General features: G+C 70.8%; 20 protein-coding genes. 3 read left to right on the forward strand and 17 right to left on the reverse strand.

The window, feature by feature from the left end; translation table 11 throughout:
- Positions 1–36 precede the first annotated feature (36 nt).
- Together AAW14_RS23775 and AAW14_RS23780 are read right to left on the reverse strand one after the other, a co-directional pair.
- A complete protein-coding gene (locus AAW14_RS23775; RefSeq protein ID WP_265565972.1) occupies positions 37–1,398 on the reverse strand; it encodes a wax ester/triacylglycerol synthase family O-acyltransferase in 1,362 nt (453 codons plus the stop codon).
- A gap of 145 nt (positions 1,399–1,543) precedes the next feature.
- The gene (locus AAW14_RS23780; RefSeq protein WP_265565973.1) at positions 1,544–3,895 is read right to left on the reverse strand and encodes a GH92 family glycosyl hydrolase; all 2,352 of its coding nucleotides are present in this window, start codon (positions 3,893–3,895) and stop codon (positions 1,544–1,546) included.
- Between the two features lie 991 nt (positions 3,896–4,886).
- On the opposite strand from AAW14_RS23780, the gene AAW14_RS23785 reads away from it, so the two are divergent.
- On the forward strand, positions 4,887–6,329 hold the full coding sequence (locus AAW14_RS23785; protein ID WP_265565974.1) for an arylsulfotransferase family protein: 1,443 nt from the start codon (positions 4,887–4,889) through the stop codon (positions 6,327–6,329).
- 3 nt (positions 6,330–6,332) lie between these two features.
- On the opposite strand, the gene glgC is transcribed toward AAW14_RS23785, so the two are convergent.
- The 3 genes from glgC to AAW14_RS23800 form a co-directional block, all read right to left on the reverse strand.
- Positions 6,333–7,583, reverse strand: coding sequence for a glucose-1-phosphate adenylyltransferase (gene glgC / locus AAW14_RS23790; RefSeq protein ID WP_265566034.1), 1,251 nt, complete (start codon positions 7,581–7,583; stop codon positions 6,333–6,335).
- A 54-nt stretch (positions 7,584–7,637) separates the two neighbouring features.
- On the reverse strand, positions 7,638–8,789 hold the full coding sequence (gene glgA, locus AAW14_RS23795) for a glycogen synthase (protein WP_265565975.1): 1,152 nt from the start codon (positions 8,787–8,789) through the stop codon (positions 7,638–7,640).
- Positions 8,790–8,864: 75 nt separating this feature from the next.
- Positions 8,865–9,584 carry a (2Fe-2S)-binding protein gene (locus tag AAW14_RS23800; protein WP_265565976.1) on the reverse strand — a complete coding sequence of 240 codons (720 nt, stop codon included), beginning with the start codon at positions 9,582–9,584 and terminating at the stop codon, positions 8,865–8,867.
- A 228-nt stretch (positions 9,585–9,812) separates the two neighbouring features.
- Between AAW14_RS23800 and AAW14_RS23805 the strand changes: the two genes are divergently transcribed.
- Positions 9,813–10,913, forward strand: a complete 1,101-nt coding sequence (locus AAW14_RS23805) for a DMT family transporter (protein ID WP_265565977.1) — start codon at positions 9,813–9,815, stop codon at positions 10,911–10,913.
- A 123-nt stretch (positions 10,914–11,036) separates the two neighbouring features.
- On the opposite strand, the gene AAW14_RS23810 is transcribed toward AAW14_RS23805, so the two are convergent.
- Positions 11,037–12,188 (reverse strand): transglycosylase family protein, encoded by a 1,152-nt coding sequence (locus AAW14_RS23810; protein ID WP_265565978.1) that lies wholly within the window; start codon positions 12,186–12,188, stop codon positions 11,037–11,039.
- A 349-nt stretch (positions 12,189–12,537) separates the two neighbouring features.
- On the opposite strand from AAW14_RS23810, the gene gndA reads away from it, so the two are divergent.
- Positions 12,538–13,977 carry an NADP-dependent phosphogluconate dehydrogenase gene (gene gndA, locus AAW14_RS23815; protein WP_265565979.1) on the forward strand — a complete coding sequence of 480 codons (1,440 nt, stop codon included), beginning with the start codon at positions 12,538–12,540 and terminating at the stop codon, positions 13,975–13,977.
- A gap of 676 nt (positions 13,978–14,653) precedes the next feature.
- Here gndA and AAW14_RS23820 read toward each other — a convergent pair.
- The 11 genes from AAW14_RS23820 to AAW14_RS23870 form a co-directional block, all read right to left on the reverse strand.
- Positions 14,654–15,307: an aspartate/glutamate racemase family protein gene (locus tag AAW14_RS23820; protein ID WP_265565980.1), complete on the reverse strand. Its 654-nt coding sequence runs from the start codon at positions 15,305–15,307 to the stop codon at positions 14,654–14,656.
- A gap of 23 nt (positions 15,308–15,330) precedes the next feature.
- Positions 15,331–15,750: an aspartate 1-decarboxylase gene (panD, locus tag AAW14_RS23825; RefSeq protein ID WP_265565981.1), complete on the reverse strand. Its 420-nt coding sequence runs from the start codon at positions 15,748–15,750 to the stop codon at positions 15,331–15,333.
- A 235-nt stretch (positions 15,751–15,985) separates the two neighbouring features.
- The gene (locus AAW14_RS23830) at positions 15,986–16,234 is read right to left on the reverse strand and encodes a hypothetical protein (RefSeq protein ID WP_265565982.1); all 249 of its coding nucleotides are present in this window, start codon (positions 16,232–16,234) and stop codon (positions 15,986–15,988) included.
- Between the two features lie 66 nt (positions 16,235–16,300).
- Positions 16,301–16,438, reverse strand: a complete 138-nt coding sequence (locus tag AAW14_RS23835; protein ID WP_265565983.1) for a hypothetical protein — start codon at positions 16,436–16,438, stop codon at positions 16,301–16,303.
- A gap of 90 nt (positions 16,439–16,528) precedes the next feature.
- Positions 16,529–17,029 (reverse strand): Hsp20/alpha crystallin family protein, encoded by a 501-nt coding sequence (locus AAW14_RS23840; protein WP_265565984.1) that lies wholly within the window; start codon positions 17,027–17,029, stop codon positions 16,529–16,531.
- Between the two features lie 48 nt (positions 17,030–17,077).
- Complete coding sequence (locus tag AAW14_RS23845; protein WP_265565985.1) at positions 17,078–18,892, reverse strand: FAD-dependent oxidoreductase; 1,815 nt, start codon at positions 18,890–18,892, stop codon at positions 17,078–17,080.
- A complete protein-coding gene (locus AAW14_RS23850) occupies positions 18,892–19,155 on the reverse strand; it encodes a UBP-type zinc finger domain-containing protein (RefSeq protein ID WP_265565986.1) in 264 nt (87 codons plus the stop codon). Before AAW14_RS23850 ends, AAW14_RS23845 begins: the two co-directional genes overlap by 1 nt.
- Before the next feature lie 5 nt (positions 19,156–19,160).
- Positions 19,161–19,607, reverse strand: coding sequence for a thioredoxin (gene trxA, locus AAW14_RS23855; protein WP_265565987.1), 447 nt, complete (start codon positions 19,605–19,607; stop codon positions 19,161–19,163).
- On the reverse strand, positions 19,604–22,243 hold the full coding sequence (clpB, locus tag AAW14_RS23860) for an ATP-dependent chaperone ClpB (protein WP_265565988.1): 2,640 nt from the start codon (positions 22,241–22,243) through the stop codon (positions 19,604–19,606). The genes trxA and clpB overlap by 4 nt, the downstream gene beginning before the upstream one ends.
- On the reverse strand, positions 22,234–22,608 hold the full coding sequence (locus AAW14_RS23865; protein ID WP_265565989.1) for a chaperone modulator CbpM: 375 nt from the start codon (positions 22,606–22,608) through the stop codon (positions 22,234–22,236). The genes clpB and AAW14_RS23865 overlap by 10 nt, the downstream gene beginning before the upstream one ends.
- The gene (locus AAW14_RS23870) at positions 22,605–23,543 is read right to left on the reverse strand and encodes a J domain-containing protein (RefSeq protein ID WP_265565990.1); all 939 of its coding nucleotides are present in this window, start codon (positions 23,541–23,543) and stop codon (positions 22,605–22,607) included. The genes AAW14_RS23865 and AAW14_RS23870 overlap by 4 nt, the downstream gene beginning before the upstream one ends.
- Positions 23,544–23,547: the final 4 nt, after the last annotated feature.

Below are 23,547 nucleotides of genomic sequence, written 5' to 3' on the forward strand. Positions count from 1 at the left end.
CGGTCGACGCACGCACACCCAGGCGGTCCTCGCCGCTCAGGTGCGACAGGCCGCCAGCAGTGTGTCCACCTCCTCCCGCACCGCTCGGGCCAGCCGTTCCAGGTCCGGGACCGCCCGGCCGTCGGCGACGAGCCCGTAGTGAACGCGGCCGCGGTAGGTCGAGATCGCCACCGCCAGGGACTGGCCGCGGGCCAGCGGGGCGAGCGGGTAGACCTCGGTGAGCGGGTTGCCGCCGAGCCTCAGGCCGAGGCTGGGCAGCGGCACGCTGGTGACCAGGATGTCGAACCAGAGCCGGGCGGCCTGGCTGACCAGCGGTCCGCCCAGCCGGTGGCCCAGCGCCGGCACATGGTCGGCGAGCAGCGCTACGGCGCCCGCGCCCCGGTTGGGCCCGGCGTCCTTGTTACGGTCCATGGCCGTGCGTACCGTCCGCAGCCGCTCGAGCGGGTCCGGGTCGCCGACCGGAAGCCGTATCAGATAGCCGGAGAGCCGGTTGCCCTGTGGGCGGGCGGAGCTCGGGCGGCGGTGGGAGACGGGGATCAGGGCGCGGGGCGCGACGCCCGTGCTGCCGTCGCCACGCTCGTCCAGCCAGCGGCGCAGGGCACCGGCGACGACCGCGATGAGGACGTCGTTGACGGTGCCGCCCTCCGACTTGCGCACCCGGTGCACATCGTCGAGGTCGATGGCGACCCCGGCGGTGCGGCGGGTGCCGCTGGGCTCGGAGACGAGCGCGGACGACGAGCGCACACCGAGGGTGGACAGGGCGACGGAGGCCCCGATGTCCAGGGCCCGGCCCACGTCGGCGAGCGTGCCGCGCAGCAGGCCCGGGAGCTTGCGCACGTCGGGCAGGAGTCCACGGGCGGGCTCCTGGCGGCGCGGGCGCGGCTCCGGCATGTCCATCGGGTCCAGGACGGCCGCCGCGAGCGTGAGTGCGCGCAGTCCGTCGGCGAGCGCGTGGTGGAACTTGAAGAGCACGGCGAAGGAGGTGCCGGACTTCCCCGGCAGGACGTGCGCCTCCCACGGCGGCCGGCCGCGCTCCAGGGGGCGTTCCATGAGCCCGCCCGCGACGGCGTGGAAGTCGTCGGTGGGTGCGTGCAGCCGTACGTGGTCGAGCGGGTCGAAGTCGGGGGCGGGCTCACGGGTCGCGCCCCCCAGGGCGAGCGGGAGGCGGGCTGCGGCGAGGTCGCGCGGAAGGCGTACGTCGGGCAGCCAGACGTCCCGGATCCGCATGCGCAGCCCCGGCACCGCGGCGGCGCGGACCGCCAGCAGATCGGCGGCGTGGGCGCCCGCGGTGGGCGAGTGGCAGGAGAAGACGCCGAGGGCACCGAGGTGCATGGGGTGCCGGGCGGACTCGATGTTCCAGAACGCCAGGTCGAGTGGTGCGAGCAGGTCAGAAGTCAATGGCTTGCCTCGCGTCGACGGGGTGTGAAGCAAGAAGTCAACCTCCGACAGGCGATTACGGTCAAGTACGATCAGGCTACGTACAGTTAACGGCAGATTAAGTCCCGCCTCTCCGGGAGAGGCGGGACTCATGTGACGCACGAGGTCACTTCCCTGCGGATTGCTCCGCCACCAGTGCGGGTGGCGCCGCCTCGGGGGCCGTGCCCCACCCGGACGGCCGCGCGCCGACCGTGAACTCCAGCGAGCCCAGACGGCGCAGCGTGTCGGTCGTGACGTACGTATGTTCGTAGGCCGTTCCTTGGACACGGACACCCTGGATGTACCGCCGGGTGTGGGACGTGCCCGGCGCGGTGATGGTCAGCCCGCCGCGCGGGTAGTACGCCCGGTCCAGGACCAGGTCGACGCGGTCGAAGACGGGCGTGGTCAGTCCCCAGGTGGGATACCCGGGCTGCACCGGGAAGATGCCGATCGACGAGAGCACGTTCCAGGCGGACATCGTGCCGAGGTCGTCGTTGCCGGTCACGCCCGTCGGCCCGTCCGTGTAGAGGGTCAGCGCCGCGTGCACCACGTCCGTCGTCTTCCAGGGCTGGCCGGTGGAGAGGTACGTGTACGGGGCGGTGAGATCGGGCTCGTTCTGCGGGTTGTACTTGTCCGCGTTGTAGTAGGCGTACGGCCCGTTCACCCAGACCTCGCGCGCCGTCCTCGCCGGGTCCTTCAGCAGCCGGTCGTAGGCGAAGAAGGAGTCGAGCCGGTTGTTGGCCGCCCGCTCGCCGCCGATGAGGGCGACCATGCCGCGCAGGTCCTGCGGCACGAGCCACTGGTACTGCCAGGCCGTGCCCTCGTGGAAGCCCTCGCTCCTGGCCGGGTCGGCCGGTCCGACGAAGGCCCCGGAGGCGTCCCGGGCGCGGAAGAAGCCGGTCGAGGGGTCGAGGATGGTGCGGTAGTTGCGCGACCGGGCGGCATAGCGCGCCGCGTCCGCGACATGTCCCAGGCTGCCCGCCATCTGGGCGAGCATCCCGTCGGACAGCGCGTACTCCAGCGTCACCGACCCGCCGTGGTGGTAGTCGGAGTCACCGGGCTTGGAGAAGGGCCGGTCCTTGATGTAGGGCGCGAAGCCGTTGGCGATGTACTCGCGGTTCGCCTCGCGGCCCACGTACATGGTGTCGGCCGGCGGGACGCCGTCGGCGTTCTTCTTCAACGCGCGGTAGGCCCGCTCCTCGTACCCCTTGAGCAGCCCCTGCTGGTAGGCGTGGGTGAGGAACGGGGTGACCGGGTCGCCGCTCATGACGTTCGTCTCGATCGTGCCGTAGCCCCACTTGGGCAGCCAGCCACCCTCTTCGTCGATCTTGAGTACGGAGATCGCCATGTCGCGTGCCTCGCGCGGCGCAAGGAGGGACAGCAGCTGGCACTGGGTGCGGTAGGTGTCCCACAGCGACCAGTTCTGGTAGTACGTGAAGTCGGTCGCGCGGTGGATCCTCTGGTCCCAGCCGGTGTAGCGGCCGTCGGCGTCGCTGCCGATGTTCGGCGCGAGGAATGACCGGTACAGGGACGAGTAGAACGTGGTGCGCAGGATGGCGTTCCCGCCCCGCACCCGGACGTGCCCGAGACGCTCCTCCCAGGCTCGCCGGGCGGCCTCCCGGGGCTGATCGAACGAACTGACGTGCGCGGCCCGCAGGTTGACGGCGGCGCCCTGCGCGTCGACGTACGACAGCCCGGTGGTCGCCTCGACCGTACGGTCCTTCGTCGTGTCGAAGGTGACATAGGCGCCGTTGCGGCCGGGGCCCGAGGACCTGGTCGCACCCCGGGTGATCGAGTTCTGGTACCAGGTCCCGTGCGCGGTGAAGGGCCGTCTGAAACGGGTGACCGTGTAGACCGTGTACGGCCTGCTGGGCCCACAGAACCCACTGCCCGTGATCTCGGTGCGCACGGTGCGGTCGTCGAGGATCTCGACCTTGGAGGAGACGTTCTTGTGCAGCGACTGGCCCGCGTTGAGCAGCACGTTGGCCTTCCGGGTGGCCGGGAACGTGTACCGCTGCACAGCGGTGCGTTGCGTCGCCGTCAGTTCGGCCCGGATGCCGCTGTCCAGCCCGACCCGGTAGTAGCCGGGGCTCGCCTGCTCGTGGGCATGGCTGAAGGTGGCCGCGTACTTGGCGTCGTCCGTCTCGGTGACGTCACCGGTCGTCGGCAGCACCGGCAGGTCCCCTCCGATGGCACAGCCGACACCGGAGAGGTGGACCAGGGAGAAGCCGCGGATGCGTTTCTGGGTGTAGTCGTAGCCGGTGTTGTGCCCCGTGTCCGGCGAGAACTGCACCATGCCGAAGGGTACGGCGGCGCCGGGGAAGGTGTTGCCATCGTTCTGCGTGCCGATGAAGGGGTTGACCAGGCCGGTGAGCCTGTTTGCGGACGGCTCGGCGGCCCGGGCGGCCGACGGGGAGAACACGGCCGAGGCCACGACCGCGCCCACAGCGCACAGGCGCAGGCGCCGGGTCCATCTCATCTCGGAAGACCTCCGAAGGGTCGACATCGTTGTCCACATGGTGGTGGCGGGGTGTCGGTTTCCCGGGGAACCGACGGGATGCAATGGGACGCGTCGCACAGGGGCCGACACGACGCGCGGCCCGCGGTCGCATCGCGTCCCGCTCGAGGACCCGCGACATGACGGGGGGACCGCCGCCAACTGCCCTGATACACCTTCGAGTTCACCGACGCCCTGCCGGGCTGGTCACGCACCCGCGGCGAGTTCGAGTCCGCCTTGGTCCGGTTCGAAGAACCGTCCGGTCTCCGGAAGGGAGTTGGGGCCCTGGCTCAGGAGGCCCTCTTGCCCCGCACTCCGGGCATGCGGTGGACGCATGCCCTCCCCCGGCGAGGCAGCGCCCTCCGGCGGCGCCGGCGGACCGGCTCCCTCGCACGGCCGGCGCGGGGTGGCCGCCCGGAGGCAGGAGCGTGCACGGCTGCGTCGGTCATGCCCACGACCCCGCTTTCGTCTTCTTCCCCGGCCTCTCGTCTGCCGGCCCCGGCTTCTCTTCTTCCTGCGGTGCGCCGAAGCGAGTCCGCCCTCCAGCCCGGTCGGCCGGTACTCATTGGCGACGATAGGCGGCGGGCACCGGGCCGCGCCCGCCGAGGGCCCGCTCGGTGCGTCATTCGGGTGGCTGTGCCCGTCCCGCGCGTCCGCCGCGGTGAGGCGCGCACCCCGCTGACCTAGGTTGGCTGTCGCGGTACCGGGCGTGGCCGGCACCAGCCCCTGGTTCAGTACGAGGAGGCCAGCAATGGCGGTGATGCGGGAGTTGCGGGCTCGTCGGGTACCCGGAAGGACCCGGCGCTCCGTCGGGGCCTGCATGCTCGCCGCTGGCTGCCTGGTCGCCACCTGCGTGCCCTCGGTCGCGGCGGGTCCGCAGCGGGAAGCCCACCGGGCATGCGCGACGAGGCCCTTCCCCCCGTCGGAGAATCCGCCGCCCCCGATCCTGTCGGGCAGCAACGTGTGGAGCTTCGTGTCGGAGCCGGGCCTTCGCCCCATGCGGGTGACGGTGACCGCGCAGAAACCGGGGACGGCTCCCGGCCAGGTCTTCGTCGGCCCGTTCAGCGCGGACCAGATGATCGGGCAGACCGGTGCGCTCATCAACGACAACTCCGGCGATCCGGTCTGGTTCCGTCCCCTGCCCTCCGTGAACCTCCAGAACGCCGACGTCAGGGTCCAGACGTATTACAACGCCCGTACGCGCAGGTCGCAGCCGGTCCTGACCTGGTGGCAGGGATCCCTCGCCCTGCCGCCGTGGTACACGAACCTGCCCGCGGGCGCCCCGGAACCCGGTGGGTGCTACTACATCTACGACACCCACTACCGCCTGCTCAGAACGGTGTTCGCGCATCACGGGTACTTCCCGGACGAGCACGAGTTCACCCTGACCCGCAGAGGCACCGCGCTGTTCATCGCGTCCAGACCGGTGCCCATGGATCTCACGCGGTACGGGGGTCCGGCGAACGGAGCCATCCTGAACAGCGAGATCCAGGAGGTCGACCTCGCCGGCGGGAGACTTCTGTACTCGTGGAACGCGCTGGACCACCTCGACCCCGCGGATTCCGAGGAGCCCGTCTCCAGCGCGTCCTCCTCGGACGGGGTGTGGGACGCCTTCCACATCAACTCGGTCGACGAGGGACCGGGAGGCCAGTGGCTGATCTCCTCCCGGAACATGTGGGCGATCTATGACGTCTCCAAGAGATCCGGGAGGATCCGCTGGCAACTCGGAGGGAAGAAGAGCGACTTCACCTTCGGCCCGAACGCGGACTTCTACTGGCAGCACGACGCCCGGTTCCGGCCGGACAACCGGATCAGCATGTTCGACGACGGCTGCTGCGACCTGCCCGACGGCGCCCCCGAACAGCAGTCGCACGGCCTGATCCTCAGTCTCGACTTCCGCAGCCGGAGGGCGACCGAGTTCAGGACCTACTACCACCAGCCGCCGCTGGAGTCGCCGACCCAGGGCAACACGCAGGCCCTGCCGAACGGCAACGAATTCATCGGGTGGGGACAGAGCCCGTACTACTCCGAGTACTCGGCCCCCGGAAACACCCAGGGCGACGGCTCGCGGAATCTGCTCTACGACGCGCAGCTGCCCGGCTCCGACATCTCCTACCGAGCCTTCCGGAACAAGTGGATCGGTACGCCGTACTACCCCCCGAGCGCCGCGGCCCGGGCCGACGGCGGACACAGCGTCGTCTACGCCTCCTGGAACGGTTCGACGCAGACCAGAGCGTGGCAGGTGCTCGCCGGACCCGAGCCCCGCTCCCTGTCCGTCGTCGTCGCGCACGCCGACCGGTCCGGATTCGAGACGGCCGTCACCACGGACAGCCCGGGGCCGTACTTCCAGGTGAGGGCACTGGACGCGGCAGGCCGAGTCCTCAGGGCGTCCACCGTCGTGAAACGGAGCGGCTGACGCCTACAGCACACGCTGGCCCTTCCCCAGCGCGATCACCCCGCCCTTCGACACCGTGTACAGCTCCGCGTCACGGTCCGGATTGACGCCGATCGTCGCGCCCGGCGGTACCTCCACGTTCTTGTCCAGGACGGTGCCGCGCACGATCGCGCCCCGGCCCACGTGCACGTTGTCGTGCAGGACCGAGCCCTGGACGACGGCTCCCGGGTCCACCACGACCCCCGGTGACAGGACCGACCGTGTCACCTGCCCCCGGATCAGGCACCCGGAGCTGATGATCGACTCGCTCGCGATGCCGCCCGCGTTGAAACGGGCCGGCGACAGCTGGCCGGAGTGCGTGTAGATCGGCCAGCGGCGGTTGTACAGATTGAAGGCGGGCCGCTCCGCGATCAGGTCCATATGGGCCTCGTAGTACGCGTCCAGCGTGCCCACGTCCCGCCAGTAGCCCCGGTCGCGGCTGGTCTCGCCGGGCACGTGGTTGGCGCTGAAGTCGTACAGCTGGGCCTCGCCGCGGTCGGTGAGCGCGGGAAGGATCGAACCGCCCATGTCATGCACGGAGTTGCCGTCCTCGGCGTCCCGCTGAAGCACCTCGATCAGCGCCTTGGTGGTGAAGATGTAGTTGCCCATGGAGGCGAAGACGCACTCGGGCTCGTCCGGCAGTCCCGGCGGATCGGCGGGCTTCTCCAGGAACCGCTTTACGGTCTGTCCGTCCGAGCCGGGGGCGATGACGCCGAACGACGAGGACTCCGCGCGCGGCACGCGTATTCCCGCCACGGTCACACCCGCGCCGCTGTCGATGTGCTGGGCCAGCATCTGCCGGGGGTCCATGCGGTAGACGTGGTCGGCGCCGAACACCGCTACGTACTCCGGCCGTTCGTCGTAGATGAGGTTCAGCGACTGAAGGATCGCGTCGGCGCTGCCCAGGTACCAGCGGGGACCGAGGCGCTGCTGGGCGGGAACGGGCGTGACGTAGTTGCCCAGCAGGCTGGACATCCGCCAGGTCGTGGTGATGTGCCGGTCCAGCGAGTGCGACTTGTACTGCGTGAGCACGCAGATGCGCAGGATGTCGGCGTTGACGAGGTTGGAGAGGACGAAGTCGACGAGGCGGTAGGTACCGCCGAAGGTCACGGCCGGTTTCGCGCGGTCCGCGGTCAGCGGCATCAGCCGCTTCCCCTCCCCGCCGGCCAGTACGATTCCCAGTACCGAAGGTCCTTCCCCAAGGTCCCGGCTACGCTCGACCAGGGGATACCCCATTCGCCGCATGACGCCGCCCCTCTACGCCCGGTTGTGCTGCCCTCTGCTCATTGACTACCCCTGTGCGAGGACTTCCTCGTACAGGCGAACCGTGCGGCGGGCCACCGTGTCCCAGCCGAACTCCCCCACGGCACGCTTCCGTCCGGCCTCACCCATGCGCTCCGCGGCCACCGGGTCGCCGAGGAGGGAGTCGAGGGCGCGTGCGAGGTGGCTCTCGAAGTCGTCGTCCACGTCGACCAGCAGACCGGTGCGGCCGTCGTCCACGACCTCCGGGATGCCGCCGGTGCGCGAGGCGACGACGGCCGTGCCGCACGCCATGGCCTCGAGGTTGACGATGCCGAGCGGCTCGTACACCGACGGGCAGACGAACACGGCGGCATGGGTGAGGAGCTGGATCACATCAGGGCGCGGCAGCATTTTCGGGATCCAGTGAACGCCCTCGCGGCTCCTGCTCAACTCCTCGAACAGAGAGCGGAATTCGCGGTCCGTCTCGGCGGTGTCCGGAGCACCCGCGCACAGCACGAGCTGGGCGGCCGGGTCGATGTCGCGTACCGCGCGCAGCAGATGGGGCACGCCCTTCTGGCGGGTGATACGGCCGACGAACAGAACATACGGGCGGTCGGGGTCGAGCCCGACGCGGGCAAGGACGTCCGTATCGGGGTCCGGCTGGTAGAGGGCGGTGTCGATGCCGTTGTGCACGACGTGGACCCGCGCCGGGTCGAGGGCCGGGTAGCAGCCCAGGATGTCGTCGCGCATGGCACCGGAGACGGCGATCACGGCGTCCGCCGACTCGATCGCGGTGCGCTCTGCCCAGCCGGAGAGGGCGTATCCGCCGCCCAGTTGCTCGGCTTTCCAGGGGCGAAGGGGCTCCAGCGAGTGGGCGGTCATCACATGCGGGATGCCGTGGAGCAGCTTGCCGAGGTGGCCGGCCAGGTTGGCGTACCAGGTGTGGGAGTGGACCAGTTCGCAGTCCTTGAGGGCGGCGGCCATGGAGAGGTCCACGGAGAACGTGCGCAGCGCGTCGTTGGCGGTGTCGAGAGCGGGCCAGGGCCGGTGGCGTATGACACCGCCGGCGCCGCCCTCGCCCCAGCAGTGCACGTCCAGGTCGGTGAGGGAGCGCAACTCCCGGGCGAGGAACTCGACGTGGACGCCCGCACCGCCGTACACGTCCGGCGGGTACTCCCGGGTCAGCAGTCCCACACGCACCCGGTACCCCCTGTCTCAGCGACTGGTCCCCACATGGTCACCCAGATACGGCGGTTGCGGAAGACCGCCCGTGATTCAACCGCGTCCCGGCGGGCGGTCGAAGCAGCAGTCGCCGCACAGGCCGCCGCCGGGCAGCCGGTAGTAGAGGCAACAGCTGCGGCGGCGGCCGGTGGCGGGGTCGATGGTGCGGGCCAGATCGGGGTGCGTGAACAGGCCCGCGGCCAGTGCGCGGGCGCACTCCGCCACACCCGGCCGCCCCTCCGCACGAGCCCACCCCTCCACCATGCGCACGGTGCTCGCGAGCGCGGAGCCCGCGTTGCCCCGCAACAGGCGCCCGGAGACGCGGTATCGGGAGGTGAGAACGGCCGCGAGCGGCGCGAGGTGCCCCGCGCGGACGACGGTGTCGAGCGCCTCGACCGGCAGTGCGCGCACCTCGCTCAGCCACAGGTCGTCCGGCGCGCTGCCGTTCGGGTCCCAGTGCAGCAGCCGGGGGTCGAGATCGGGCACATGCCCGTACAGGGTGGCGCAGCCCAGCGCGACGGACCACAGCCGGGCCGCCAGTCCCTGGTGGGCGATCGAGGCGGCGACACGGTCTTCGGACGCCCGCAGGCTCCGGGCGACCTTGCGGACCCGAACGGTCATGGGATGCTCGTGCGCATCGGACGGGGCGTCCGGCGGTCCGGGGGCGTACGCCTGGGCGAGGGTGGGCAGGCCGTCCCGCGGCGGCGCTCCGGTGCGCAGCACGAAGAAGCCGCCCAGGGCGCCGAGCGCGGTGAGTTCGGGGTCGAGGTCCACGAACCCCAGTAGTACCAAGGCCCCTAGGGGCTCCCACCAGGGGGGACGCCCAGCAAGTCACCCCTCTTGGGGAGGAGGGGAACCGAGCGGTACTACACCGGCAGTATGACCCAATGTGTGCTCAGGGACGACGACGGGAAGAGCGCCGGGCGGCATCGTGTTCACCATGGAAGCAGACCGTTCGCCGCGCCGGGCCCCCTGCCCGAAATCCACGCAGAGGAGACGCTGATGAGCGCCCTCGCGTTGTCCGTGCTCCTGTCGCTCGTGTCTGCGGTCGCCTACGCGGGCGGGGCGATCGTGCAGGAACAGGTGGCCGTGTCCTGCCCGGGTCGGCCGTACGCGCCGCTGCGTCGGCTCGGCTGGTGGGGCGCCGTGGTGCTGAACGGTCTCGGCGGGGTGCTGCACGTGGCGGCGCTCGCGTACGGTCCTTTGAGTCTGGTCCAGCCGCTGGGCGCGCTGACCATCGTGTTCGCGCTGCCGATGGCGGCCCTCTTCGTGGGACGCCGGCCGGGGGCGACCGCGTGGCGGGGCGCCGTGATGGCGACCGTGGGCCTGGCGGGCCTGCTGTCGCTGGTCGGCGCCTCGGACGCGCACTCGCTGGGTCACGCCCAGCGTGTGGCGGTGGCCCTGGTCACCACCGGTGGTGTCGTGGCGCTCATGGCCGCGGCCCGCGCGGCGCACCGGCATCCGGCGGTGCGCAGCGTGCTGCTGGCGGTCGCGTCCGGTATCGCCTTCGGCATGTCGTCCGTGTTCACGAAGACGGTCGCGGTGGACTGGACGGACGGCATCTCCCTCGCGGAACTGCCGAGCCTTGCGGTGATAGGCGTCTTCGCGACGGCCGGCATGCTGCTGTCGCAGGCCTCCTACCGGGGCGCGGGCCTCGCGGCGCCGCTTGCCACGCTGACGGTCGTGAACCCGCTGGTGGCGGCGGGGGTGGGCATCACCATGTTCGGCGAGACCTTCCGGTACGGAATGACGGGCACCGTGCTCGCCCTGGGCTGCGGTGTCGTCGCCGCGGGCGGTCTGATCCTGCTGACCACGGAGCGGATCGGTGGCGAGCAGCGGGCGCTGCCGGCCGGCGAGGATGCTTCGACGGCCGGTGTCGAGCCGGAGCCCGACGGGGACTGGCCGGTCCCAGTGCCCCTGCCCGCCATGAAGGACGATGCGCTCGTACCGGTGCCGCTGCGCACGGCGCCGGTCCGCACGAATACGCACCGGGACTGGGAACCGGCGGCCCACGTCGAGCCGTGCCCGTACGGCCCCTTCTACGGCGGCCCGCTGGCGCCGGTACCCACCCCGGACCGGCACCGCGACCGTGTCGAGTCGTGACGGTGACCGGGTGACGGGGCCACCTGTCGTCGTCGCGGATGCGTCACCGGATGACCGGCGGCGCTGTGGCGGGTGTGCTCAGGTGGTCGTGACCCGGCGTCGTGGCCGCCGTCGGCCCCGCACTCAGATCGGGACGCCCGCCTCCCGGAGATAGGCGACCGGATCGATGTCGCTGCCGAACTCGGGCCCCGTCCGCACTTCGAAGTGCAGATGCGGGCCCGTGCTGTTGCCCGTGGAGCCGGAGCGGCCGATGCGCTGCCCGGCCGCCACGCTCTGCCCGTCCTTCACGGAGATCGCCGACAGATGGGCGTACTGCGTGTAGCGGCCGTCGGCGTGCCGGATGACCACCTGGTAGCCGAAGGAACCGCCCCAGCCCGCGGTGACGACCTGCCCGGCCGCCACCGCCTTCACGGAGGTACCGGTGGGCACGGGGAAGTCGACGCCGGTGTGGTAACCCTTCGACCACGAGGACCCCGCCGCGTGGTACGGCGTGCCCATCGCGGCGTTCACCGGGGCGACGAAGGAGTGGGCGGTGGTGCCCCGGCCCGAAGTGGAGGTGTGCGGAGACGACTTGGGCGGGTGCGGGGACGTCCGGTGGGTCGGGATCGAGGGCCCGGTGTGCGTCGGGACCTTGGAGCCGAGGTTCAGCCGCTGGCCGGGCAGGATGAGGTCCGGGTCGGGGCCGATCGTCGTACGGTTGGCCTCGTAGACCCACTGCCAGCCGCCCTGGACGCGGTGGGAGTCGGCGATGCCGGAGAGCGTGTCACCGCGTACGACCGTGTACATCTCGGTGGTGCCCGCGTGCGACTGGGGCGTCGTCTGTGGCTTCACATCGCGGACGGAGCGTTTGGCGGTCCGGGCGGAGGTGCCCGAGATGTCGAGGCTCGGGGTGGCGGCGCCGCGGGTGAGACCGGCGCGTACCGAGCAGACGGGCCAGGCGCCGGGGCCCTGCCCCTTGAGGACCTTCTCGGCCACCGCGATCTGCTGGTCCTTGGTGGCCAGATCCGCACGCCGGGCGTACGCCTGTCCGCCGTAGGCCTCCCAGGTGGACTGGGTGAACTGCAGCCCCCCGTAGAAGCCGTTGCCCGTGTTGATGCTCCAGTTGTGGCTCGACTCGCAGGCGGCGACCTTGTTCCAGGTGGCCACGTCGGCCGCGTGCGCGGCACCGGTGCCGATCAGCGGGAGTGCCATACCGGCGCCGCCCGCCGTGACGGTGAGCGAGGCGCGGTTGATCCTTGTCGGCTGATACCGGCGGTGCCGGCCGCGTACGGCCATGGAAAGCCCCCTCGACGCGCGTCGGAAGGGGCCAAAGTAAGCGCTGCCAAGAGACGATGACAAGACGGCTATCGGCCGCTCCGGCGCGCCAACCGGCCGGGAACCGCCCCCTGTTGTGGCCGCGCGGGAACTGCCGAGGCCGCCGGGAACGGTGTGCGTACCCCCATGGGGACACACCCGGATGTGCGGGGGGCGTAGCGGCACGTCAGGATGGTCGACGGGCAATACTGGCGAGCACGACCGGCACCACCCTCCCTCGCTCTGCGCTTCGCTCGGGCGAGGGACCCCAGCGATGTCTTCAGGACCGAACCGGCACCGCCGATTCCAGGACCTCTAGGAGCCAACCGTCATGAGCACTTCCGCCCAGATCGGCGTCACGGGTCTCGCGGTCATGGGCCGCAACCTCGCCCGAAACTTCGCGCGCAACGGCTATACGGTCGCCCTGCACAACCGGACCGCATCACGGACGCACGAGCTCGTGAAGGAATTCGGGCACGAGGGAGACTTCGTGTCGACCGAGACCCCGGAGGAGTTCGTGGCCGCGCTGGAGCGGCCCCGGCGCCTGATCATCATGGTGAAGGCGGGCGCGCCGACCGACGCGGTGATCGAGGAGTTCGCCCCGCTCCTGGAGCCCGGTGACATGATCATCGACGGCGGGAATGCGCACTTCGCGGACACCCGCCGCCGGGAGAAGGAACTGCGCGAGCGGGGGATCCACTTCGTCGGCACCGGCATCTCCGGCGGCGAGGAGGGCGCGCTGCACGGCCCGAGCATCATGCCGGGCGGCTCGAAGGAGTCGTACGCGTCCCTCGGACCGATGCTGGAGAAGATCGCCGCCAAGGCGAAGGACGGGACGCCGTGCGTCACTCACGTCGGTCCGGACGGCGCCGGTCACTTCGTGAAGATGGTCCACAACGGCATCGAGTACGCCGACATGCAGTTGATCGGCGAGGCGTACCAGCTGCTGCACGACATCGCGGGCTACTCCCCCGCCGAGATCGCGGAGATCTTCCGCACCTGGAACACCGGCCGCCTCGACTCGTATCTGATCGAGATCACGGCGGAGGTGCTGTCCCACGTGGACGCGGCGACCGGCAAGCCGTTCGTCGATGTGGTCCTGGACCAGGCCGAGCAGAAGGGCACGGGCCGCTGGACGGTGCAGATCGCGCTCGACCTGGGCGTCCCGGTCTCCGGGATCGCCGAGGCGGTGTTCGCCCGCTCGCTGTCCGGGCACACGCAGCTGCGCGACGCGTCGCGGGGACTGGCCGGCCCCAAGCCCGCACCGCTGAACAAGGAGGAGGCGGCGGCCTTCGCGGACCGCGTGGAACAGGCGCTGTACGCCTCCAAGATCGTGTCGTACACGCAGGGCTTCCACGAGATCACGGCGGGCGGCGAAGAGTACGACTGGAACATCGACCTCGGCAGGATCGCCTCCATCTGGCGCGGCGGGTGCATCATCCGCGCAGCCTTCCTCGACCGTATCCGCGCCGCGTACGACGCCCGTCCGGACCTGCCGAGCCTGCTGTCGGACGAGACCTTCGCGCAGGAGATCGCGCAGGCGCAGGACGACTGGCGGGAGGTCCTCGTCGCCGCGACCCGCCAGGGCGTGCCGACGCCCGGTTTCGCCGCGGCGCTCGCCTACTACGACGCCCTGCGCGCCGAGCGGCTGCCCGCCGCGCTCACGCAGGCCCAGCGGGACTTCTTCGGGGCGCACACCTATCGGCGAACGGACCGCGAGGGCTCGTTCCACACGCTGTGGGGCGGGGACCGGTCGGAGGTCGAGGCGTAGGGCGGTCGAGGCGCAGGGCGTAGTCGGTACGGCAGGCAGGACGAAGGCGGCCCGGCAGCGAGGTAGTTCCCTCGCTGCCGGGCCGCCTTGAGTTCCGCCGGTGCGGCGTTCTTCCGTTCTGCGTTCTTCCGTTCTGCGTTCTTCCGTTCTGCGTTCTGCCTGTTCCGCCGGTCCGGTGTTCTGGCGGCGGGCCTCCTTCATGACAGGGGCGGACCCGGTTCGGGCTCGGGGACCGGCTCCGGGCCCGGGGGCTTGGGGACCGGGGACGGGGGCGGCTCGGGACCCGGCTGCGGCTCCGGAGGAGGTCCTGGCTCCGGAACGGGCTGCGGACGGTCGGGCCCCGGTCCTGGCGGTGTCGGTCCCGGTGCGGGGGGTGTGGGGCCCGGTCCCGGTGGGGCCGGCCCCGGTGCGGGGGGTGTGGGGGGCGGTCCGGGCGGCACGGGTTCGGGTCCCGGCGCGGGGCCCGGTTCGGGGGTCGGCTCCGGTCCCGGGGTCGGTCCCGGTCCGGGGGGCGGTCCCGGCTGCGCGGGATCGGGGAACGGATGCGTCATCATGTCCTCCAGCCAATTGGTGCGTCGGCCCTGGACTTGTCCCCCGGGTACCCGACCGCCGCTCCGGCACTCACCCCGTCGTGCGAAGGAGCAAGGCCCGGATGGGCCACCGTCCACGGGGACCATCAGGCCCGGCCCGTGACACGAGTCGCCGCCGCGGCTGCCGCCAGCCCCGGTCCGGGGCTCGCGAGCACCGGCACGTCGGTCGCGGCCAGATACCGCGCCGGGGCCATGGACGCCTGGGCGAGGACGATCGCGTCGGCGTGGGTGACCGTGTCGGCGGCCCCGGCCACCGCGCGGACGTAGCCGTCCGTGTCACCCGCCTCGAACCGTTCCCACGCGCCCGCGACAAGCAGGGTCCGCACCTCGACCGACCGCCCCGCGGCCTCGTCCCGGATGAGGGCGACCGTCGGCTCCAGGGTGCTCTCCAGCGCGGCGATCACGGCGATGCGCGGGCCCGCGGCCACCGCGGCGGCCGCCATCGGCCGGTCCACCCGCACCACGGGCACACCGATGCCCGCGCGCTCGGCGACCGCGCCGATGGTCGAGCAGGTGCACAGGACCGCACGGGCCCCCGCCGCGACGGCGGTGCCGAGGATCTCCCGGACGTCGTCGGCGACCGCGTCAGGGCCCTTCACGCGGGCGCGGTCCAGCAGTTCCTCGGCCACGACGTGCGTCAAGTCCAGCCCCGGGTGGGCCTCGTCGCGCAGGGACTCGAAGACCGGGATGTGGACGGGCGAGGTGTGCAGCAGGGCGAGCGGCCCCGCGTACGAGGTCATCGAACGGTCCGTCGGTCAGGTGGTCAGACCGCGACGGCGCCGGGGCTGCGCTCCTGGTCCGATCCCGGTACCGGCGCGGACGGGTCGGCGCCCAGGGCCACGATCCTGTTGTCCCGGTCCACGTGCACGACCCGCGGCCGCAGGGTCCGCGCCTCGGCGTCGGAGACCTGGGCGTAGCTGATGATGATCACCAGGTCACCGGGGTGGACGAGATGGGCCGCGGCCCCGTTGATCCCGATGACGCCGGAGCCGCGCTCGCCCTCGATGACGTACGTCTCCAGGCGAGCGCCATTGGTGATGTCGACGATGTGCACGAGCTCACCGGGCAACAAATCGGCGGCGTCGAGCAGATCCGCGTCGATGGTCACGGATCCTACATAGTGCAGATCGGCTTGGGTGACGGTGGCGCGGTGGATCTTGGACTTGAACAGAGTACGCAGCACTTTTGGACTCCTAGAAGACGGCTCCCTGCCTGCTTTGTGCAGGTCAAGGGCAGTCTTCACTCTACACTGGCACGCGTCGGACTCGAAGATCGTGAACAACATCGGTCCACTATGAGAAGAAGGCTCCCTGCGCCTCCGTGCGAGCCAGGCTGTTGTGACGCCGCCGATCAGACGTCTGCCAGGAAGACCCTCTGGGGACTGATGCTGATCAGACGCTGACTTACTTGACGATACGTCAGTTATGAGAAGCTGGGCGCGGGGTGACGGTCAGGACGCCGATGACCGCAACGGCCTCCAGGGCCTCAGGCAGTTCGTCGGACGCCTGGCGGATCAGGCCGGAACGGCCGCCCACCGCCTGTTCGAGTCGGTTGCCGCTCGTCGGGCCGGCTTCTTGGAGCGCGTGGGTTATCTGTTCGATCTCGTCGTCGAGGCGTTGTTCGGCCATGGCGGACGTACGACTTGCCGTGCCCGCGGCGCCGGCCATCCTCGGCGAGTACAGGGTGCTGCCCGGTCCGGTGCCCGGGCGGTAACGGCGGGCTCCGGCGCGCTCCTACTCCCGGCGGCGGGCGGTGCGGTCGGCGATTTTCAGGACCTCGCTCACCGTCAGACAGGCCGAGTTCGCTTCCGCGTAGGCTCCGAAGAAGGTCAGCGAGACCAGCAGGAAGAACCACCAACGGTGGGGAGCCACGTAGCGCGTCTCCGCCGCCTTGAGGGGTGTCGAGCCTCGCCGGCCCGGCCGCAGTGCCGGATGGGTGCCCGAAACCGCGGCGCTCGCGTCTCAGCCGCTGCTCTCGGTGCTTCCACTCGTCTCGGTGATCTCGACGTGCCGCGGCTTTGCGACGTCGGCCTTGGGAACGGTGATGCTGAGCACTCCGTCCTGCATCTCAGCCTTGATCTTGTGGGTGTCCAACTCTCCGGGCAGCCGCAAACGGTACTCGAAGGCTCCCACGCGGCGGGTGCTGCGGCGCAGGACACCCTTGCGTCCCCGCTCCTTGATCTCTCCGGTGACCACGAGTTCGGGACCGTTGGCCTCTACGTCGATGTCCTTGCTCTTCACACCGGGGAGTTCGATCTCTATGTGGAACGCGTCCTCGGACTCCGACACGTCCGCGAGAGGCGTCCAGGCAACCGCGGGTGCCGCGCCCACCGTCGACTCCAGCAGGCCGCTCATCTGGTTGAGCAGTTCGTCGAACTCGACCAGGGGATTGACAGGGGTGGGTGACCAGACGGGCCTTTCCTGCAGGCCGCCACCGCGGTGGCGCCGGACGGGCATGGCCATCGCCATCGCCTCCTTCTTCCTTCTCGTGATCTCATCGTCCGCCATTCGTCATGCGAGCCATGCGGACTCCTTGTGACGTATGCGTGGGGAGACGTCCGAGTGGCCCGCGACAGCTGCCGTGCCCGTGGTGCCGGGTACGGCCGAGTGCCCCAGGTGCCGGTGCACGAAGTGGATGGCCATCGCGCCCTCACCGGCCGCGGAGGCCACCCGCTTCACCGAGCCGCTACGGACGTCCCCTACCGCGAAGACCCCGGGCAGGCTGGCCTCCAGGGTCATGCACGGGCGCCCGCGGCCGTGCCACACCTCGGGGTAGGAGCAGGCTTCCTGGGCCTCCGGCCCGGTGAGAACGAAGCCGCGGGAGTCGAGGGCGATGATGCCGGCGAGCCACTCGGTGTGAGGTTCGGCGCCGGTGAAGACGAACAGGCTCCGTACCGCGAGCCGGCGGTGCCCGCCCGTGCGGTTGTCGACCACGTCGAGCTCCTCCAGCACTTCCTGGCCGATGACCTCGGTGACCTCGGTGTGCAGCATGACCTCCACCCGCGGATGGCGCTCGACCTGGTCGACCAGGTAGCGGGACATGTTGGCCTCAAGGCTGGCTCCTCGGACCAGCAGGTGCACCTTCGGCGCGTACCCCGCGAGGAACAGCACCGCCTGGCCCGCCGAGTTGCCTCCGCCGACGACGGCCACCGGGTCGGTGCGGCACTGCTGGGCCTCGTAGACGGTCGCCGAGTAGTGCACGCTCGTTCCCTCCAGGCGTTCGATGCCGGGCACCTGGAGCCGGCGGTAGCGGGCACCCGTGGCCAGGACGACGGCGCGGGCGGCGATCTCGCTGCCGTCGGCGAACGCCACCACGTAGTGCTCCTCGTCCTTGGCATGGAGGCCGGTCGCCTCCAGCGGAAGGCTGATCCTGGCGCCGAACTTGTCGGCCTGGAGCACCGCGCGTTCGGTGAGTTCGGCGCCGGAGATGCCGGAGGGGAAGCCGAGCAGATTCTCGATGCGGGACGACGTGCCGGCCTGGCCGCCGGTGGCCATCGCCTCCACCACCGTGGTGCTCAGGCCCTCGGAGGCGGCGTACACCGCGGCAGCGAGGCCGGCGGGTCCGGAGCCCACGATGAGGACGTCGCCGTGACGGTTTCCGGCGGGTAGTGACGGCAGGCCGATGAGCCGGGCCAGTTCCGCGTTGCTGGGGTTGCGCAACAGGGTGGTGTCCCGCCAGATGACGAGTGGTGTCTCCGCCGGGCCGACGCCGAAGCGGCGCAGCAGCTCCTCGGCCTCCTCGTCGGTCTCCAGGTCGATCCAGCGGTGCGGCAGCCGGTTGCGGACGGCGAACTCGCGCAGCCGTCTGGTGTCGGGCGAGTAGCGCGAGCCGACGATGCGGAAGCCGGCGCCCTGTCCGACGAGCAGCGCGCGACGGCCCAGACAGGCGCGCAGCACGACGTCCCCGATGCTGGGGTCCTGGGACACCAGGTGGCGCAGCTGGTCCAAGGAGACGACGAGGACCTCGCCCGGCTCCCTGGCGACAGCGGTGTAGAAGGCCACTTGCCCGTACAGCAGGCCGAGTTCGCCGATGAAGCGGCCGGGGCCGTGCACGCGCAGCACGTGCTCCTCGGGAGTGCCGTAGTCCTCGAGGATGGCGACGGTACCGCTGAGGACGACCATGAACGTCTCGCAGCGCTCCCCCTCCCGGATCAGCACGTCGTTCGGAGCCATGTTCCGGCGTTGCCCGTGCTCCGCCAGACGTGCTATCTGGTCCTCCGTCAGGCGCGGATACGCGCCGTAGATGTCCGGGGTCTCCCAGAAGGCGGCCTCGTCCACTTCCTCCGGCACCGGTTCTTCGCCCGGCAGCGACTGGTCGCCGGACATCAGACGAACGCCTCGTGAACGTAGCACCAGCGCCATTCCTCGCCGGGCTGGAACGACTGCACGATCGGATGGGCGACGGCAGCTGCGTGCTTGCGCGCGTGCTTGTTCGGCGAGGAGTCGCAGCAGCCGACGTGCCCGCAGGTCAGGCAGAGCCTCAGGTGGACCCACGGGGAGCCGAGCGTCAGACACTCCTGACACCCTTCTGGGGTCAGCGGCTGGACCGGCCGGACAAGCGCGAGATGGGGGTCTGCATGCAGGGTCATCCGGATCACCCTTTCCGGGCGGTGATCGACTGTTCCACCCACTGGCGCAGAGCGGGGGCGGGCGCCGCCCCCGTCTGCCGGGCGACCGTCTCGCCCTGGTTGAGGATCAGCAGTGTCGGTACGGCCTGGACCTCGAAACGCTGCGACAGTCGCGGGTTCTTGTCGATGTCGACCTTGACGAGTTTGATTCGGCCGGCGAGATCGGTGGCGACCTTCTCCAGTGCGGGGCTGACCATGCGGCAGGGGCCGCACCAGGTGGCCCACAGGTCGACCACGACGGGGACGTCGGCCCGCTCGGCGACCTCGGTGAAGTCGTCGTCGCCCGCGTCCACCATCCACGGTAGGGGCTGCTTGCAGTGCCCGCACTTGGGGCGGCCCTCCGCGGCCACGGGCACCCGGTTGGTGCGCCCGCAGTTGGGACAACTGACGGTCGTCGCCTGCATCGTGCTCATGCCGCCCGCGCTCCCTTCACGTCCTCGGGCTGGTCGTAGGTGACCACCAGTTCCCCCGCCTCGGCGTCGACGCGGACCGTCGCGCCGTCCTGGACGTCACCGCGCAGCAGGGCGCGCCCGACCATCGTCTCGACCTCATGGGAGATGTAACGCCGCAGCGGGCGGGCCCCGTACACCGGGTCGTAGCCCTGATGGGCGATCAACTCGCGTGCAGCATCGGTGAGTTCGATGGTGATGCGACGTTCGGCGAGGCGACGGCGCAGTTCGTCGAACTGCAGCTCCACGATCCGCTCGATCTGCCGCTCGCCGAGCGGTTTGAACAGCACGATGTCGTCGACGCGGTTGAGGAACTCCGGGCGGAAGTGCCCGCGCAGCTCGCCCATCACCAGGGCGAGGGCGTCCGGCTTGATCTCGCCCTCGGCGGTGGCGCCGTCGAGGAGGTGCTCGGAGCCGATGTTGGACGTCATGATGATCACGGTGTTGCGGAAGTCGACCGTGCGGCCCTGAGCGTCGGTGATGCGGCCGTCGTCGAGGATCTGCAGCAGGGTGTTGAAGACATCGGTGTGCGCCTTCTCGATCTCGTCGAACAGCACGACCGAGTACGGCTTGCGGCGTACGGCCTCGGTGAGCTGGCCGCCTTCCTCGTAGCCGACGTATCCGGGTGGTGCGCCCATGAGCCGGCTGACGGTGTGCCGCTCCTGGTACTCGCTCATGTCGAGGCGGACCATGTTCTCCTCGGAGTCGAACAGGGCCGCCGCGAGGGTCTTGGCCAGCTCGGTCTTCCCGACGCCGGTGGGGCCGAGGAAGATGAACGAGCCGATGGGGCGGCGTGGGTCGCGGATGCCGGAGCGGGCGCGGATGATGGCGTCGGCGACGAGCTTGACGGCCTCGTCCTGGCCGATGACCCGCTCGCGCAGGATCTCGTCGAGGCGCAGCAGTTTCTCGCGTTCGCCCTCCTGGAGACGGGCGACGGGGATGCCGGTCCAGGCGGCGACGATCTCAGCGATCTCCTCCTCGGTGACGACCTCCCGCAGCAGCCGGTTCTGTCCTTGTTTGGCGGCCAGTTGCTCCTCCTCTGCGGCGAGCCGGCGCTCCAGGTCCTGAAGGCGGCCGTAGCGCAGTTCGGCGGCTCGGTTGAGGTCGTAGGCGCGTTCGGCCTCCTCGGCTTCGTGGCGGACCTGCTCCAGTTCCTGGCGCAGTTCCTGCACACGGCGGATGGCCTGCCGTTCGGCCTCCCACTGGGCGTGTTTGGCGTCGGCCTCGCCGCGCAGGTCGGCCAGTTCCCTGCGCAGCTCCTCCAGGCGGGCTTTGCTGGCGGGGTCGGTCTCCTTGGACAGGGCCGCCTCCTCGATCTCCAGGCGGGTGACGCGGCGGGTGATCTCGTCGAGTTCGGCGGGCATCGAGTCGATCTCGGTGCGCAGCCGGGCGCACGCCTCGTCGACGAGGTCGATGGCCTTGTCGGGCAGGAATCGGTCGGTGATGTAGCGGTGGCTGAGGGTGGCCGCGGAGACCAGCGCGGTGTCCTGGATCTTCACGCCGTGGAAGACCTCCAGGCGTTCACGCAGTCCGCGAAGGATGGAGATGGTGTCCTCCACGCTCGGCTCGTCCACCAGGACCTGCTGGAAGCGGCGTTCGAGGGCGGCGTCCTTCTCGATGTGCTTGCGGTACTCGTCGAGGGTGGTGGCGCCGATCATGTGGAGTTCGCCGCGGGCGAGCATCGGCTTGAGCATGTTGCCCGCGTCCATGGCCCCTTCGGCGGCGCCCGCGCCGACGACGGTGTGCAGTTCGTCGACGAAGAGCAGGATGCGCCCTTGGGCGCCCTTGACCTCGCTGAGCACGGCCTTGAGGCGTTCCTCGAACTCACCGCGGTACTTGGCGCCGGCGACCAGGGAACCCATGTCGAGGGCGAACACCGTCTTGTCGCGCAGGCCCTCGGGCACGTCGCCGCGAACGATGCGCTGGGCCAGGCCCTCGACGATGGCGGTCTTGCCGACGCCGGGGTCGCCGATGAGGACGGGGTTGTTCTTGGTCTTGCGGCTGAGGATCTGGGTGACGCGGCGGATCTCGGCGTCCCGGCCGATGACCGGGTCCAGCCGCCCGGACCGAGCCTCGAGGACCAGGTCGCGACCATACTTCTCCAGAGCCTCGTAGGCCACTTCGGGGTTGGCAGAGGTGACCCGCTGGTTGCCGCGGACCTTGGTGAGCGCGCTCAGGAACGAGTCCCGGGTCACGCCGTACTCCTTGAGCAGACGTCCGGCGGCGGTCGCCGAGCCCTCCTCGGCCAGGGCGAGCAGGAGGTGCTCCACGGACACGTACTCGTCCTTGAGGCGTTTGGCCTGCCGCTCGGCCGCGTCGAGCAGGCGGGACAGGCGCTGAGTGACGAAGACCTGGCCGGGTGCCGCGCCGGGGCCGGTGACCTTCGGGCGGCGGGAGAGTTCCTCGCGCACGGCAGCGCGCAGCTCCTTCGGCTCGGTGCCGGCCTGTTGCAGCAACCGTGGGATCAGGCCGTCCTCCTGATCGAGAAGCGCGAGCAGCAGGTGTTCCCCGTCGACCTCGGTCTGCCCCATGCGGACGGCCGCGCTCTGGGCCTCCTGGAGGGCTTCCTGGGACTTCTGGGTGAGACGGTTCATGTCCATGGGGGTGTTTCACTCCTCGTACCGGCGCGGCGCAGGGCGGCTTCGAGCATGCTGATGCGGTCCAGCAGGTCCAACACCAGGCCGATGGATGCGTAGTTGAGGCAGAGTCCGGTGCGCAGCCGCTGGACGCGGGCGAGGACGGCCGGTGCCGTGGGTTCGAACACCAGCCCTCCGGAGGCGTCGCGCTCGGCCTCGACCAGGCCCAGAGCGACGAACCGGCGGATGAGGTCGGGATGGACGCCGGAGCGTCGGGCCACGGTCTGCAGAGAGAGCCTGGGCACCGGCACGATCGCGTACCGGACGCGTGCCGGCGCGGGAGCTGTCAGCCGAGACGCCTGGCGCGCCCCGGCGCGTGGGTCACTCATCGTGTCCTCCTGGGGTCGAACGAGGAGACGGCGGCGAGCTCCTCGAAGAGTGCGCGCTCCCGGTCGCTGAGCCTGGACGGCACCATGATCCGGAGCTCGGCGTAGAGGTTGCCGTTCGTGCCGCGCGGGTTCGGCATGCCCTCACCGCGCAGCCGCAGCCGCCGGCCGCTGGACGAGCCCGCGGGCACGCTCACCTTCGCCGTCGCCCCGCTCGGCGTGGGCACCGGAACTGTCGCACCCAGCGCGGCCTCCCAGGGTGTGACCGGAAGCTGCACGTACACGTCCCGGCCGTCGAGGCGGAACTGGGGGTGCGGCTGGATCCGCACCCGCAGGTACAGGTCCCCCGCGGGGGCGTCACCGTTGCCCCGGCCGCCCTCGCCCGCCAGCCGGATACGCTGCCCGTCGGTGACACCCGGTGGCACGTCGACCTCGTACCGCCGCGGCTGCCCGGTGGGACCGGCGAGCGTGACGGTGCGATGACCTCCGCGGTAGGCCTCCTCGACGGTGAGCGGCAGTTCGGCCTCCTGGTCGGCTCCGGGGACACGCACCCGTCCGGCGCCCCCGAAGAACGAGCCGAACAGGTCGTCGACGTCGATGCCCTCCGCGCCGAAGCCGCTGGTGGCGTACCGGACCCGGGGGCCGTCCCCGGTGGACCAGCGGAAGCCGCCGCCGGGTCCCGCGCCTGCACCGACCCGCTCCTCCCAGTCCTCGGGCACCTTCCGGAAGTCCTCGCCGAAGCGGTCGTAACGGGCCCGCTGGTCGGGGTCGGACAGGACACTGAAGGCCTCATTGATCTCCTTGAACCGCTCCTCCGCCGCGGGGTCCTTGTTGACGTCTGGGTGGTACCTGCGGGCCAGCTTGCGATACGCCCGCTGGATCTCGTCCTTGTCGGCGTCTCGCGGGACCCCGAGAACCTCGTAGAAGTCGCGTGCCATGGCC

The sequence above is a fragment of the Streptomyces hygroscopicus genome (genome assembly GCF_026168105.1).
Classification (GTDB): Bacteria; Actinomycetota; Actinomycetes; order Streptomycetales; family Streptomycetaceae; genus Streptomyces; species Streptomyces hygroscopicus_D.

Bases quoted from the DNA above. Each gene is read 5' to 3' on its own strand.
- AAW14_RS23805 (WP_265565977.1), top strand. From the start codon at position 9,813: ATGAGCGCCCTCGCGTTGTCCGTGCTCCTGTCGCTCGTGTCTGCGGTC.
- glgC (WP_265566034.1), bottom strand. From the start codon at position 7,583: ATGGGGTATCCCCTGGTCGAGCGTAGCCGGGACCTTGGGGAAGGACCT.
- AAW14_RS23840 (WP_265565984.1), bottom strand. From the start codon at position 17,029: ATGGCCATGCCCGTCCGGCGCCACCGCGGTGGCGGCCTGCAGGAAAGG.
- AAW14_RS23820 (WP_265565980.1), bottom strand. From the start codon at position 15,307: ATGACCTCGTACGCGGGGCCGCTCGCCCTGCTGCACACCTCGCCCGTC.
- clpB (WP_265565988.1), bottom strand. From the start codon at position 22,243: ATGGACATGAACCGTCTCACCCAGAAGTCCCAGGAAGCCCTCCAGGAG.
- AAW14_RS23810 (WP_265565978.1), bottom strand. From the start codon at position 12,188: ATGGCCGTACGCGGCCGGCACCGCCGGTATCAGCCGACAAGGATCAAC.
- AAW14_RS23850 (WP_265565986.1), bottom strand. From the start codon at position 19,155: ATGACCCTGCATGCAGACCCCCATCTCGCGCTTGTCCGGCCGGTCCAG.
- AAW14_RS23865 (WP_265565989.1), bottom strand. From the start codon at position 22,608: ATGAGTGACCCACGCGCCGGGGCGCGCCAGGCGTCTCGGCTGACAGCT.
- AAW14_RS23870 (WP_265565990.1), bottom strand. From the start codon at position 23,543: ATGGCACGCGACTTCTACGAGGTTCTCGGGGTCCCGCGAGACGCCGAC.
- AAW14_RS23830 (WP_265565982.1), bottom strand. From the start codon at position 16,234: ATGGCCGGCGCCGCGGGCACGGCAAGTCGTACGTCCGCCATGGCCGAA.
- gndA (WP_265565979.1), top strand. From the start codon at position 12,538: ATGAGCACTTCCGCCCAGATCGGCGTCACGGGTCTCGCGGTCATGGGC.
- AAW14_RS23845 (WP_265565985.1), bottom strand. From the start codon at position 18,892: ATGTCCGGCGACCAGTCGCTGCCGGGCGAAGAACCGGTGCCGGAGGAA.
- AAW14_RS23780 (WP_265565973.1), bottom strand. From the start codon at position 3,895: ATGAGATGGACCCGGCGCCTGCGCCTGTGCGCTGTGGGCGCGGTCGTG.
- trxA (WP_265565987.1), bottom strand. From the start codon at position 19,607: ATGAGCACGATGCAGGCGACGACCGTCAGTTGTCCCAACTGCGGGCGC.